The organism is Geodermatophilus telluris, assembly GCF_900102745.1.
Classification (GTDB): domain Bacteria; phylum Actinomycetota; class Actinomycetes; order Mycobacteriales; family Geodermatophilaceae; genus Geodermatophilus; species Geodermatophilus telluris.
Window position 1 is genome coordinate 1 of sequence record NZ_FMZF01000002.1, and the last position, 13,219, is coordinate 13,219.

14 protein-coding genes and 1 rRNA gene are annotated in these 13,219 nt (G+C 75.7%); 11 read left to right on the forward strand and 4 right to left on the reverse strand.

Translation table 11 applies throughout. The features are described from left to right. Positions 1-185: 185 nt before the first annotated feature. The 9 genes from rrf to allB all read left to right on the forward strand — a co-directional run bounded on the left by rrf (position 186) and on the right by allB (position 7,326). Positions 186-302, forward strand: a 5S ribosomal RNA gene (gene rrf / locus BLQ97_RS05235). A gap of 101 nt (positions 303-403) precedes the next feature. Continuing rightward, positions 404-1,534: an epoxide hydrolase family protein gene (locus BLQ97_RS05240; RefSeq protein ID WP_091364024.1), complete on the forward strand. Its 1,131-nt coding sequence runs from the start codon at positions 404-406 to the stop codon at positions 1,532-1,534. 58 nt (positions 1,535-1,592) lie between these two features. After that, on the forward strand, positions 1,593-1,895 hold the full coding sequence (locus BLQ97_RS05245; protein WP_091364026.1) for an urease subunit gamma: 303 nt from the start codon (positions 1,593-1,595) through the stop codon (positions 1,893-1,895). Continuing rightward, positions 1,892-2,194, forward strand: a complete 303-nt coding sequence (locus tag BLQ97_RS05250) for an urease subunit beta (protein WP_091364028.1) — start codon at positions 1,892-1,894, stop codon at positions 2,192-2,194. Before BLQ97_RS05245 ends, BLQ97_RS05250 begins: the two co-directional genes overlap by 4 nt. Next, positions 2,194-3,915, forward strand: coding sequence for an urease subunit alpha (locus BLQ97_RS05255; protein ID WP_091364029.1), 1,722 nt, complete (start codon positions 2,194-2,196; stop codon positions 3,913-3,915). Before BLQ97_RS05250 ends, BLQ97_RS05255 begins: the two co-directional genes overlap by 1 nt. Beyond that, on the forward strand, positions 3,915-4,649 hold the full coding sequence (locus BLQ97_RS05260; protein WP_091364031.1) for an urease accessory protein UreF: 735 nt from the start codon (positions 3,915-3,917) through the stop codon (positions 4,647-4,649). The genes BLQ97_RS05255 and BLQ97_RS05260 overlap by 1 nt, the downstream gene beginning before the upstream one ends. 18 nt (positions 4,650-4,667) lie before the next feature. After that, positions 4,668-5,336 (forward strand): urease accessory protein UreG, encoded by a 669-nt coding sequence (gene ureG, locus BLQ97_RS05265; protein WP_091364033.1) that lies wholly within the window; start codon positions 4,668-4,670, stop codon positions 5,334-5,336. Beyond that, entirely contained in the window at positions 5,333-6,016 is a 684-nt protein-coding gene (locus BLQ97_RS05270; RefSeq protein WP_091364034.1) for an urease accessory protein UreD, read from the forward strand. The genes ureG and BLQ97_RS05270 overlap by 4 nt, the downstream gene beginning before the upstream one ends. Then, positions 6,013-7,326, forward strand: coding sequence for an allantoinase AllB (allB, locus tag BLQ97_RS05275; RefSeq protein WP_091364036.1), 1,314 nt, complete (start codon positions 6,013-6,015; stop codon positions 7,324-7,326). Before BLQ97_RS05270 ends, allB begins: the two co-directional genes overlap by 4 nt. 3 nt (positions 7,327-7,329) lie before the next feature. On the opposite strand, the gene BLQ97_RS23230 is transcribed toward allB, so the two are convergent. After that, complete coding sequence (locus tag BLQ97_RS23230; protein WP_175471601.1) at positions 7,330-7,485, reverse strand: hypothetical protein; 156 nt, start codon at positions 7,483-7,485, stop codon at positions 7,330-7,332. Positions 7,486-7,629: 144 nt separating this feature from the next. Between BLQ97_RS23230 and alc the strand changes: the two genes are divergently transcribed. Together alc and BLQ97_RS05285 are read left to right on the forward strand one after the other, a co-directional pair. Then, positions 7,630-8,625, forward strand: a complete 996-nt coding sequence (gene alc / locus BLQ97_RS05280) for an allantoicase (RefSeq protein WP_091364038.1) — start codon at positions 7,630-7,632, stop codon at positions 8,623-8,625. A 9-nt stretch (positions 8,626-8,634) separates the two neighbouring features. Next, positions 8,635-9,378 carry an SDR family NAD(P)-dependent oxidoreductase gene (locus BLQ97_RS05285; RefSeq protein WP_091364039.1) on the forward strand — a complete coding sequence of 248 codons (744 nt, stop codon included), beginning with the start codon at positions 8,635-8,637 and terminating at the stop codon, positions 9,376-9,378. A 67-nt stretch (positions 9,379-9,445) separates the two neighbouring features. Here BLQ97_RS05285 and pucD read toward each other — a convergent pair whose 3' ends face one another. From pucD to BLQ97_RS05300, 3 genes are read right to left on the reverse strand one after another with little or no spacing between them, the layout of a single operon-like run. Next, positions 9,446-11,803 carry a xanthine dehydrogenase subunit D gene (gene pucD / locus BLQ97_RS05290; RefSeq protein ID WP_091364041.1) on the reverse strand — a complete coding sequence of 786 codons (2,358 nt, stop codon included), beginning with the start codon at positions 11,801-11,803 and terminating at the stop codon, positions 9,446-9,448. After that, complete coding sequence (locus BLQ97_RS05295; protein WP_091364043.1) at positions 11,800-12,288, reverse strand: (2Fe-2S)-binding protein; 489 nt, start codon at positions 12,286-12,288, stop codon at positions 11,800-11,802. The genes pucD and BLQ97_RS05295 overlap by 4 nt, the downstream gene beginning before the upstream one ends. After that, on the reverse strand, positions 12,279-13,154 hold the full coding sequence (locus BLQ97_RS05300) for an FAD binding domain-containing protein (RefSeq protein ID WP_091364044.1): 876 nt from the start codon (positions 13,152-13,154) through the stop codon (positions 12,279-12,281). The genes BLQ97_RS05295 and BLQ97_RS05300 overlap by 10 nt, the downstream gene beginning before the upstream one ends. Between the last annotated feature and the right edge of the window lie 65 nt (positions 13,155-13,219).

Below are 13,219 nucleotides of genomic sequence, written 5' to 3' on the forward strand. Positions count from 1 at the left end.
CCGGAAGTGGAAGCACCGCGAGGTGTGGAGCTGACCGGTACTAACAGGCCGAGGGCTTGACCACACATCCCCACCCGTCAAGCAACCAAGAAGAAGTCTCGCGTCCACTGTGCGGTTCTGAACGCACCCAACCCACCCTCCGAGCAGGCCTCGGCGGGGCCGGTGTGGGTACATGTTCACAGTGTTACGGCGGTCATGGCGAGAGGGAAACGCCCGGTCCCATTCCGAACCCGGAAGCTAAGCCTCTCAGCGCCGATGGTACTGCCCCGGGAACGGGGTGGGAGAGTAGGACACCGCCGGACAACCATTTCCGGAAGGGCCTCCACCACACGGTGGAGGCCCTTCCGCATTCCTCCACCCCGTGCACTGTCCCGGGTGACGGCCGCGTCGCTACGGTGACGCCGTGGACGACGCCGTCAGGCCCTTCACCGTCGACGTGCCGCAGGACGACATCGCGGACCTGCGACGCCGGCTGCGTGCCGCGCGCTGGCCGGAGCCGGCGACCGTCGACGACTGGTCGCAGGGCGTCCCGGTGGCCTGGCTGCGCGAGGTCTGCCGCTACTGGGCGGAGGACTACGACTGGACCGTCGTCCAGTCCCGGCTGAACGCGGTGCCGCAGGCGACCACGGTGGTCGACGGCCTGTCCGTCCACTTCCTGCACGTGCGGTCCCCGCACGAGGGCGCGCTGCCGCTGGTGCTGACCCACGGCTGGCCGGGTTCGGTCCTCGAGTTCCTCGACGTCCTGGGGCCGCTCACCGACCCCGAGGACCCCCGCGACGCCTTCTCCGTCGTCGTCCCGTCGCTGCCCGGTTACGGGTGGAGCGGGAAGCCGACCACCCCGGGCTGGGGGCCGGCGCGCACCGCCGACGCCTGGGCCGAGCTCATGAGCCGGCTCGGGTACGAGCGATTCGGCGCGCAGGGCGGGGACATCGGCTCCTTCGTGTCGGCCAACCTGGGTGCCCGCCACCCCGACCGGCTCGTCGGCGTGCACCTCAACATGGTGGTGACCGGCCCCCCGGAGGGGCAGACGCAGTTCGACGAGCGCGAGCAGCACGCGCTGGACCGGCTGCGCACCTTCCGTACCGAGGGCTCCTCCTACAGCCAGCAGCACCGGACCCGGCCGCAGACCCTCGGCTACGGGCTCACCGACTCGCCGGTCGGTCAGGCCGCCTGGATCCTCGAGAAGTTCGCCGCCTGGACCGACTGCGACGGGGACCCGGTGACCGCCCTCGGCATCGACCGCCTGCTCGACGACGTCTCCGTCTACTGGTTCACGCGGACGGCGACGTCGTCGGCGCGGATGTACTGGGAGATGGCGCGGGCACCGCAGGAGCGCGAGCCGCAGGTCGGGGTGCCGACGGGTGTCTCGATGTTCCCGCACGAGATCTTCCAGCCGCCCCGCGCCTGGGTGCAGCGCCAGCTCACCGACCTGCGCGCTTGGCGCGAACACGACAGCGGCGGTCACTTCGCCGCCCTGGAGCGCCCGGCGGAGCTGGTGGCCGACGTCCGGGAGTTCTTCCGGCCGCTCCGGTAACCGCCGTGACACATCCGGCGCATAGCGTCGGGCTCCGCTGACCCCCGGAGGACCACGCGTGCACCTCTCCCCGCACGAGCAGGAACGGCTGCTGCTGTCCTACGCCGCCGAGCTGGCACGACGACGGCGCGCGCGGGGACTGCGGCTGAACCTGCCCGAGGCGACGGCGATCGTCACCGACCACGTGCTCGAGGGCGCCCGCGACGGCGTGCTGGTCGCCGAGCTCATGCAGTCCGGGCGCACGGTGCTCACCCGCGACGACGTGATGGACGGCGTCCCCGAGCTGCTGGAGGAGGTGCAGGTGGAGGCGACCTTCCCCGACGGGACCAAGCTCGTGACCGTCCACCAACCGATCCCGTGATCCCCGGCGAGGTGATCCCCGCGGAGGGGACGATCGAGACCCGGGAGGGCGTGCCGCGGGCCGAGCTCGAGGTGACCAACACCGGCGACCGGCCGGTGCAGGTGGGCTCGCACGTCCACTTCGCGCAGACCAACCGGGCGCTGGCCTTCGACCGGGCGGCCGCCCGCGGGCACCGGCTCGACGTCGCCGCCGGGACCGCCGTCCGCTTCGAGCCCGGCATCACCCGCACGGTGATGCTCGTGCCGCTGGCCGGCGCCCGCGTCGTCCCGGGCCTCACCGCCGAAGGAGGCCTGCGCTAGTGGTGCAGCTGTCCCGCGAGCGCTACGCCCAGCTGTACGGCCCCACCACCGGCGACCGGGTCCGGCTGGCCGACACCGACCTGCTGATCGAGGTCGAGGAGGACCGCTGCGGCGGCCCCGGCCGGGCCGGCGAGGAGGCGGTGTTCGGCGGCGGCAAGGTGATCCGCGAGTCGATGGGCCAGGGGCGCGCCACCCGCGCCCAGGGCGCGCCCGACCTGGTGATCACCGGCGCGGTCGTCCTGGACCACTGGGGCGTCGTCAAGGCCGACGTCGGCGTCCGCGACGGGCGGATCGTGGCGCTGGGCAAGGCCGGCAACCCCGACACGATGGACGGCGTCCACCCCGACCTGGTGATCGGCCCGGGCACCGAGGTGATGGCCGGCAACGGCAGGATCCTCACCGCCGGCGGCATCGACTGCCACGTCCACCTCATCTGCCCGCAGATCGTCCCCACGGCGCTCGGCTCCGGGGTCACCACCCTCATCGGCGGCGGCACCGGCCCGGCGGAGGGCTCGAAGGCCACCACGATCACCCCGGGCGACTGGTACCTGGCCCGCGTGCTCGAGGCCATGGACGCGTTCCCGGTGAACGTCGCGCTGCTGGGCAAGGGCAACACCGTCTCGCAGGAGTCGATGGAGGAGCAGCTCCGCGGCGGGGCGAGCGGCTTCAAGCTGCACGAGGACTGGGGCTCGACGCCCGCGGCGATCGACGTCTGTCTCACGGTCGCCGGGCGGCACGGGGTCCCGGTGGCCCTGCACTCGGACACCCTCAACGAGACCGGCTTCGTCGAGGACACCCTCGCCGCCATCGCCGGGCGGAGCATCCACGCGTACCACACCGAGGGCGCCGGGGGCGGTCACGCGCCGGACATCATCACCGTCGCCGGGCACCCGAACGTGCTCCCCAGCAGCACGAACCCGACCCGCCCGCACACGGTGAACACCCTCGACGAGCACCTCGACATGCTGGTGGTCTGCCACCACCTGGATTCTTCGGTGCCGGAGGACCTGGCCTTCGCGGAGAGCCGGATCCGGCCGACGACGATCGCCGCCGAGGACCTGCTGCACGACCTCGGCGCCATCTCGATGATCGGCTCCGACGCCCAGGCGATGGGCCGGGTGGGCGAGGTCGTGCTGCGCACCTGGCAGACGGCGCACGTGATGAAGGGCAAGCGCGGGTCCCTGGCCGGCGACGGCGCCGCGGACAACCTGCGCGCCCGCCGCTACGTCGCCAAGTACACGATCTGCCCGGCGGTGGCGCACGGCATCGACGCCGAGGTGGGCTCGGTGGAGCCGGGCAAGCTCGCCGACCTGGTGCTGTGGGACCCGCGGTTCTTCGGCGTCCGCCCGCACGCGGTGCTCAAGGGCGGCATGGTCGCGTGGGCGCAGATGGGCGACGCGAACGCCTCCATCCCGACGCCGCAGCCGGTGCTGCCGCGGCCGATGTTCGGCGCGTACGGGAAGGTGCCGGCGCGGACGTCGCTGCACTTCGTCGCGCCCGCCGCGCTGGAGGCGGGACTCGCGGACCGCCTCGCCGTCGACCGGCGGCTGGCCGCGGTCACCGACACCACCCGGTTGACCAAGGCCGACCTGCCGGAGAACACCGCGCTGCCGGAGATCCGCGTCGACCCGGACACCTTCACGGTGACCGTGGACGGCGAGGTGTGGGAGCCCGAGCCCGTGCGCGAGCTGCCGATGGCGCAGCGGTACTTCCTGTTCTGATGACGGCCTCCCTGCTGACGCTGGCCGACTCGCGGCTCCCCGCGGGTGGGCACGCGCACTCCGGCGGGGTGGAGCAGGCGGTCGCGGCCGGGCTCGTGCGCGACCCGGCGTCCCTGGCGGCCTTCCTGCTCCGCCGGCTGCAGACCGCCGGTGCCGTGGCGGCCGGGCTCGCGGCGGCCGCGACGACACTGTCGTCCTCCGGACGACACCGCGGCCAGGTGCCGTCCCCGGTGGCGCCGAGCCCGACCAGCCCCTCCTCGGAGGAGCCTCCGGCCCCGTCCTCGTCGGGACTCGTCGCTGCGCTCCTGGCACTGGACGCGGAGGCCGACGCGCGGACGCCGTCGCCGGCGCTGCGGGCCGCGTCCCGGCAGCAGGGGCGCGGGCTGGTGCGGGTGGGCCGCCGCGCCTGGCCCTCGCCGCCGTGGGACGCGCTGCCGGCCGCACCGCACCACCCGGTCGCGCTCGGTGTCGCCGCGGCCGCCGGTGGGCTGACGCCCCGCGACGCCGCCGCAGCCGCGGCCTACCTGTCGGTCAGCGGCCCGGCGACGGCGGCGCAGCGGCTGCTCGCGATGGACCCGCTCACCGTCGCCGCCGTCACCGCGCGGCTGGCCCCGGAGATCGACGCCGTCGCCGACGCGGCGGTCCGGGAGGGGCTGCCCGCCGACACCGACCCGCTCCTCGACCTGCTCGCCGAGGTGCACGTCGTACGGAAGGGCAGGTTCTTCGCGTCATGACCACCACCGGGAGCGCACGTGCCACCTGACCACGACCTGCAGGACTACGTCGACGCGGAGGCCCCGCACCGGCACGGCGGGCCGCTGCGCGTCGGCCTGGGCGGCCCGGTCGGCTCGGGCAAGACCGCGCTGGCCGCGGCGTTGTGCCGCACGCTGGGCGGCGAGTACGACCTCGCCGTCGTCACCAACGACATCTACACGACCGAGGACGCCGACTTCCTGCGCCGCCACGCCGTCCTCCCCGACGACCGGATCGAGGCGGTGCAGACCGGCTGCTGCCCGCACACCGCCATCCGCGACGACATCACCGCCAACCTCGACGCCGTCGAGCTGCTCGAGGCCCGCCACCCCGGGCTGGAGCTGGTGCTCGTCGAGTCCGGGGGCGACAACCTGACGGCGAGCTTCAGCTACGGGCTGGTCGACGTGCAGGTGTTCGTCGTCGACGTCGCCGGCGGGGACAAGGTGCCGCGCAAGGGCGGGCCCGGGGTCACCGCGAGCGACCTGCTGGTGGTGAACAAGACCGACCTCGCGCCGCTGGTGGGCGCCGACCTCGACGTCATGCGGCGCGACTCGGCCCTCGTCCGGGGGGACAAGCCGACTCTGTTGATCTCGCTGCGCGAGGACCCGGCCGCCACCGAGGTGGCCGCGTGGGTGCGCGAACGGATCAGGGTGCGCGCGGCCGCGTGATCACCCGGGTCGAGGTCGTCGCGCGGCGGGGGCCCGGCGGGCGCACCGTGCTGCCGGTGGTCCGCAGCTGCGGGCAGCTGGCGGTGCGCCGGACCGGTCCGTCCACGGTCCACCTGGTGGCGACGGCGTTCGGCCCGCTCGGTGGCGACGACGCCGAGATCCGGCTGGTGGTCGAGGAGGGCGCCACGCTGGCGGTCCGCACGGTCGCGGCCGCCATCGCGCTGCCCGACCGCGCCGGCGACCGGCCCTCGGCGCAACGGGTGGTCGCCGAGGTGGCCGGGGAGCTCGACCTGCGGCCGGAGCCCACCGTGGTGACCGCCCGCGCCGACCACCGGGCCTCGGTGACGGCCACGCTGGCGCCCGGCGCCGTCCTCACCGCCACCGAGCAGGTGCTGCTCGGCCGCACCGGCGAGGAGCCCGGCCGGTGGACCGGCACGACGCGCGTGGTCGTCGGCGGGCGACCGCTGCTGCACACGACCGTCGGCCTGGGGCCGGGGGCGCCGGCCTGGCTGCCGCCGGTCGCGCCGCGCGCCTGGGCGTCCACCGTGCACGTGGGGCAGGCTGCCGGGGTGCGCACCGCCGAGGACGCCGTCCGCCTGCCGCTGGAGAACGGCTGGGTGGCCACCGCGTGGGGCGCCGAGCTGCACACCGTGGTGCGCGCGGTGGAGGCGGTCGCGTGAGCCTCGTCGTCCGGGCGCGGCGGGTGGTGCTGCCCGACGGGGAGCGGGCCGCCGCCGTGCACACCGACGGAGGCGTGGTCACCGCGGTCACCGGCTTCGACGACGTCCCGGCCGGCGCGGTCACGCTGGCCGACGACGAGGTGCTGCTGCCGGGGCTGGTCGACAGCCACGTGCACGTCAACGAGCCGGGCCGCACGGAGTGGGAGGGGTTCGCCACCGCCACCCGCGCCGCGGCCGCCGGCGGGATCACCACGATCGTGGACATGCCGCTGAACTCCGTGCCGGCCACTACCACGCTCGAGGCGCTGCGGGCCAAGCGGGCGGTCGCGGCCGGGCAGGTCGCCGTCGACGTGGCGTTCTGGGGCGGCGCGGTACCGGGCAACGCCGGCGAGCTGCGGGGCATGCACGAGGCCGGCGTCGTCGGGTTCAAGTGCTTCCTGCTCGACTCCGGCGTCCCGGAGTTCCCGCCGCTGGACGACGCCGGGCTGCGCGCCGCGCTCGCCGAGCTCGCGGCGTTCGACGGGCTGCTGATCGCGCACGCCGAGGACGCCACGGTGATCGACGCGGCGCCGGAGCCCGCGGGGGCCAGCTACGCGGCCTTCCTCGCCTCCCGGCCGCCCGCGGCGGAGGAGACGGCGATCGGCCGGCTGGTCGCGGCCACGCGGGACACCGGCGCGCGCAGCCACGTCGTCCACCTGGCCGACGGCGACGCGCTGCCGCTGCTGCGCGCCGCCCGGGCGTCCGGGGTGCGGGTCACCGCGGAGACCTGCCCGCACTACCTGACCTTCGCCGCCGAGGACGTCCCCGACGGCGACACCGCGTACAAGTGCTGCCCGCCGATCCGCGAGGCGGCGCACCGGGAGGCGCTGTGGGCCGCGCTGACGGCCGGCGACGTCGACCTGGTGGTCAGCGACCACTCGCCGTGCACGCCCGAGCTCAAGCGGCCCGACGTCGGCGACTTCGGGCTGGCGTGGGGCGGCATCGCGGGCCTGCAGGTGACGCTGCCCGCGGTGTGGACCGGGGCACGGGCGCGGGGGATCGGGCTGGCCGAGGTGGTGCGCTGGACGGCGGCGGCGCCGGCGCGGCTGGCGGGGCTCCGGGACAAGGGCGTGATCGCGGTGGGGAAGGACGCCGACCTGGTCGCGTTCGCGCCCGACGAGCGGTTCACGGTCGGCCGGCTCGAGCACCGCAACCCGGGAACGCCCTACGCGGGGCGGGAGCTCACCGGCGTCGTCCGGCGGACCTGGCTGCGCGGGCGGGAGGCCGACGGCAGCCCCCTCGGCCGGCTGCTGCGCCGAGGGGGCCGCTGACGGTCAGGAGTCCCGCTCCTCCTCGGCGGCCTGGTCCATGACCTTCGGGTCGTCGGTGGAGCCGCCGGCGGGATCGGCGTTGCCCAGCGCGGTCTCGGCGGGCATCTGCTGCACGTGCTGGCGGGCGCGCTCCCGCAGGTCGTCGGTCGGCTCGGACACGGGTCCTCCTCGGGGTGGGCGTGAGACGCGGGACCCCTACCCCGGGCGTGCGACAGTGACCCCCGCGACCGAGCTCGCGAGGTCGCGCACGGACACAGCAGCGCTGTCGGTCACGACGCCGACGAGCGCCAGCGAGGAGGAGTCGTGAGCGACCCGTTCGACCTGCCCGACCTCGCCGTCCGCACGCAGGGCGGCGCCGTGGTGGCCGCCAACGACGAGTTCTTCGCCGGCAAGGAGAACCTCGTGCTGCCCGGTCCGGCACGGGCCCGCGACGACTTCGGGGCGCGCGGCAAGGAGTACGACGGCTGGGAGACCCGCCGCCGCCGCGAGCCCGGGCACGACTGGGCGGTCGTGCGGCTCGGCATGCCGGGCGTGGTGCACGCCGTCGTCGTCGACACCGCGTTCTTCCTCGGCAACTACCCGCCGCGAGCGTCGCTGGAGGGCGCCTCGGTGGAGGGGCACCCGCCGGCGTCCGCCCTGGCCGACGTCGACTGGGCGCCGCTGCTGCCGCTGTCGGACCTCGCGGGCGGCACGGCCAACCGGTTCACCGTCGAGCCGGGGCCGCGGGTCACCCACGTGCGGCTGTCCATCCACCCCGACGGCGGCGTCGCCCGGCTGCGGGTGCACGGCGAGGTCGTGCCCGACCCGCGGCTGCTCGACGCCGGCCCGTGCGACCTGGCCGCGCTGGAGAACGGCGGCCGGGTGACCGGGGTGAGCAACGCCTTCTACGGCAGCCCGCACCAGCTGATCGGCCGCGGCGAGGCCCGCTCGATGGGCGAGGGCTGGGAGAACGCCCGGCGCCGCGACGACGGCAACGACTGGGTCGAGGTGACGCTGGGCTGCGAGGGCACGGTGACCCTCGCCGAGCTGGACACCTCGTGGTTCCTCGGCAACGCGCCCGGAGCGGCCTCGCTCACCGGCACGACGGCGGACGGCACGGAGGTGGAGCTGCTGCCGGTGACGCCGCTGCAGCCCGACACCCGCCACCGGTTCCGGCTGCCCGGGGACGCCGCGGTGACCGCGGTGCGGGTGGACGTCCTCCCCGACGGCGGCATGGCCCGGCTGCGGCTGTGGGGCCGCCCGACCGAGGCCGGCCGGGCCGCCCTGCAGCAGCGGTGGGAGGCCACGGCGCGCGGGTAGGGGCCGTCGGTGGCGACGATCGCGATCACAGGGTCCACCGACGGCATCGGCCGGGCGGCCGCACGGCAGCTGCTCGGCGACGGGCACACCGTCGTCCTGCACGCGCGCAGCGTGGTGCGGGGCGAGCCGGTCGCCGAGGAGCTGGGCCGGCTCGGCGACGTCCGGCTGGTCACCGGCGACCTGGCCGACCTCGACGAGGTGCGCGCCCTGGCCGACCGGCTCGGCGACGTGGACGCCCTCGTGCACAACGCCGGCGTGTGGCCGTCGGCGGGGGCGGCGCCCAGCGCGCAGGGCCACGAGATCGCGTTCGCCGTCAACGCGCTCGCCCCGCACCTGCTCACCGCGCTGGTGCACGAGCGGGTGCGTGGGCGGCTGGTGTTCCTCGGCAGCGGCATGGTCGGCTCCGGGCGCGTCGACCCGGACGACCTCGGCACGCCCCGCGAGCCGCGGCGCGCGTACGCCGACTCCAAGGCGCTCGACGTCGTCCTCTCGCTCGGCTGGGCCCGCCGCCTGCCCGCCCTGCGCGTGGGCGCCGTCGACCCGGGCTGGGTGCGCACCAAGCTGGCCTCCGCGGGCGCGCCCGGTGACGTCGAGGACGGCGGTGCGCGGGTGGCGCTGGCCGCGGCCGGGGACTGGCCGGGCGGCTACACGGCCGGCCGCCGCCCGGCGCGCACCCCGCGCGCGCTGGAGGACACCGGCCTGCAGGACCGGGTGCTCGCCGCGATGGACGAGCTCGCCGGGATCCGGGACTGAGCGCTGTTCGGCCCCCTGCAGGGTCCCGCCGCGAGCCTGCGAGTGGCGGGGGGCAGGGGGTCCTTCGTCACGTCCCGGTGATGTGCTCCGGGCGGACCGGGACGCGGGTCAGCGGCAGGCCGGTGGCCTGGCGGATCGCGGCCAGCACCGCCGGGCCCGACGAGATGTTGGGCGCCTCGCCGACGCCGCGCAGGCCGTAGGGCGCGTGCGGGTCGGCGTACTCCAGCACCTCGATCCGCATCGGCGGCACGTCGAGCACCGTGGGGATGAGGTAGTCGGTGAACGAGGGGTTCTGCACCCGGCCGTCGCGCACCAGGACCTCCTCCATCACCGCCAGCCCGAGCCCCTGCGCGGTGCCGCCCTGGATCTGGCCGACCACCGCCTGCGGGTTGATCGCCTTGCCCACGTCCTGGGTGCAGGCCATCTCCACGACCTTGAGCAGGCCGAGCTCGGTGTCGACGTCGACCACGGCGCGGTGCGCGGAGAAGGCGTACTGCACGTGCGCGAAGCCCTGGCCGGTCTCCGGGTCGAGGGCCTGGGTGGGCCGGTGCCGCCACTCGAGGGTCTCCTCGACCGCGTCGTCGCCGAGCACCTCGGCCAGCGGCAGCTCCAGGCCCTCCGCCACGACGGTGCCGTCGAACAGCCGCAGGTCGCCCACCGGCCGGCCGGTCAGCCCCGCGGCCCGCTCCAGCACCCGCGCCCGCACCGCCTCGCACGCGGCCTTGACCGCCCCGCCGGTGACGTAGGTCTGCCGGGACGCCGACGTGGAGCCGGCCGACCCGACGTCGGTGTCCTTCGGGTGGATGACGACCCGGTCGACGCCGAGCTCGGTGCGGGCGATCTGCTGCTCGACGGTGACCAGGCCCTGGCCCACCTCGGCCGCCGCGGTGTGCACCGTGACGGTCGGCTCGCCACCGACCACCTCCAGCCGCACGCGGGCGGTGGAGTGGTCGTCGAAGCCCTCGGAGAAGGCGACGTTCTTGTAGGCCACCGCGTAGCCGACCCCGCGGCGCACGCCCTCGCCGTGGGTGGTGTTGGAGACCCCGCCGGGCACCTCCCGCAGGTCGAGGGTGCCGGGCGGTTCGGGCAGCGGCATGGCCGCCAGCCGGCGCAGCAGCTCGGCCACCGGCGCCGGGCTGTCGACGACCTGGCCGGTGGGCGTCGGCGAGCCCTGCTCCATCGCGTTGCGGCAGCGCAGCTCGACCGGGTCCATGCCGAGCTCCGCGGCCAGGGCGTCCATCTGCGCCTCGTAGGCGAAGGCGGTCTGCACCGAGCCGAACCCGCGCATCGCGCCGCACGGCGGGTTGTTGGTGTAGGCGCCGTAGCAGTCGACGTGCACGTTGGGGACGACGTAGGGGCCGATGCCCATCGTCCCGGCGTTGCCGACGACGGCCGGGGTGCTCGAGGCGTAGGCGCCGCCGTCGAGGTGGATCTGCGCCCTCACGTAGACCAGGTCGCCGTCGCGGGTGGCGCCGTGCTCGTAGCGCATGGTCGCCGGGTGCCGGTGCACGTGGCCGAAGAAGGACTCCTCGCGGTTGTAGGACATCTTCACCGGCTTGCCGGTGCGCAGCGCCAGCAGGCAGGCGTGCACGTGCATCGAGAGGTCCTCGCGGCCACCGAAGGCGCCGCCGACCCCGGCGAGGGTCAGCCGCACCCGCTCGGGCGGCAGGCCCAGCGCCGCGCACACCTGCCGCTGGTCGACGTGCAGCCACTGGGTGGCGACGTGCAGCTCCACGCCGCCGTCCTCGGCCGGCACCGCCAGCCCGGACTCGGGACCCAGGAAGGCCTGGTCCTGCATGCCGACCTCGTACTCGCCGGTGACGACGACGTCGGCGGTGGCGTGGGGGTCGCCCTTGCGCACCTTCAGGTGGCGCACCAGGTTGCCCTGCGGGTGCAGGTGGGCGCTCTCCCGGCTCAGCTCGGTGACCGGCGCCTCCGTCTCGTGCACCTGGTTCCAGGTGGGGTGGCCCAGCGCCTCGCGGGCGTCGGTGACCGGCTCCCACACCTCGTAGTCGACGACGATCCGCGCCGCGGCCCGGCGGGCGGTCTCGGGGTGGTCGGCGGCGACCAGCGCCACCGGCTCGCCCTGGTAGCGGACGACGTCGACCGCCAGCACCGGCTGGTCGGCGAGCTCCAGGCCGTAGGTCTTGGAGCCGGGCACGTCGTCGGAGGTGAGCACGGCGTGCACGCCGGGGACGGCCAGCGCCGGGCCGACGTCGACCGAGCGGATGCGGGCGTAGGGGTGCGGGCTGCGCAGGGTGACCCCCCACAGCATGTCGTCCATCCACAGGTCGCTGCCGTAGGCGAACTCGCCGCGCACCTTGAGGACGCCGTCGGGGCGCGCGGCGTCGTCGCCGACCCGCCCACTGCCGGGGCCGGTGAGGTGTGCGGGCGCGCCACTGGGGGTGCGGGTGGGGGCGCTCACCGGGCGTCCCCCGCCGTGCGGTCGGCGGCCAGCCGGACGGCGTCGAGGATCTTCTCGTAGCCGGTGCAGCGGCACAGGTTGCCGGCGAGGGCCTCGCGGATCTCGGCGTCGGCCGGTGTGCGGCCCTCGGCCCGCGCGCGGGCGAGGAGGTCGTCGGTGGCCACCAGCAGCCCGGGCGTGCAGAAGCCGCACTGGACGGCGCCGGCGTCGAGGAAGGCCTGCTGCACCGGGTGCAGCTCGCCGGGCGCGGCCAGCCCCTCCACGGTGCCGACCTCGCGGCCCTCCGCCTGCCCGGCGGCGACCAGGCAGGCGCAGACCGGCAGCCCGTCGAGGTAGACGGTGCACGAGCCGCACTCGCCCTGCTCGCAGGCGTTCTTCGAGCCGGGCAGGCCCATCCGCTCGCGCAGCACGTAGAGCAGGCTCTCGCCCTCCCAGACGTCGTCGACCTGCTGCTCGGTGCCGTTGACGGTGCACGTCAGGCGCACGTCGTCGCCTCCTTCCGGTAGTCGGCCCACGCCCACGTGAGGGTGCGGCGGGCCATGACCGACAGCGCGTGGACGCGGTAGCGGGCGGTGCCGCGGACGTCGTCGATCGGGGCGGCGGCCGCGGACACCAGCTCGCCGAAGCGGGTGGCGGTGCTCGCGGGCAGCTCGCCGCGGGAGTCCCAGAGCCCGTCGAGCTCGCCGGCGAGGAACTCCTCGGCCTCCGGGGCCCGGCGCGGGGTGGGTGCGGCCGACCCGATGCCGGTGCCGACGGCGCGGCGGTCGGGGTGCAGCGCCAGGCCGAAGGCGGCGACGGCGATGACCATCGCGTTGCGGGTGCCGATCTTGCTGTACTGCTGCGGGCCGCTCGGCGGGCGGATGCGGATCGCCGCGATCAGCTCGTCGTCGGCCAGCGCGGAGCGCTTGACGCCGGTGTAGAAGCCGGTGACCGGGATGCGACGGGTGCCGCGGACGCTCGCCACCTCGACCTCGGCGTCGGCGGCCAGCAGCGCGGGGTGGGCGTCGCCGGCGGGGGAGGCGGTGGCCAGGTTGCCGCCGACGGTGCCGCGGTTGCGGATCTGCGGCGAGCCGATGGTGCGGGCGGCCATCGCCAGGCCGGGCAGCCGGTCGCCGAGCTCGGTGATCACCCGGGCGTAGGGGACGCCGGCGCCCAGCCGCACCACGCCGTCCTCGGTGTCCCACTGCTGCAGCTCGGGGACGCGGGTGAGGTCGAGGAGCAGCGACGGGCGCAGCCGGCCGAAGTTCACCGCGACCATCACGTCGGTGCCCCCGGCGACGGGGACGGCGTCGCGGGAGGCGGCCTTCGCCTCCAGCGCCTCCGCCCACGTCGCGGGCTGCAGGAACTCCATGGGCACTCCTCGGGCGGTGTGGGGACGGCCACGGTAACGCCGCCGCGTCACGGGGAGGTCGCACC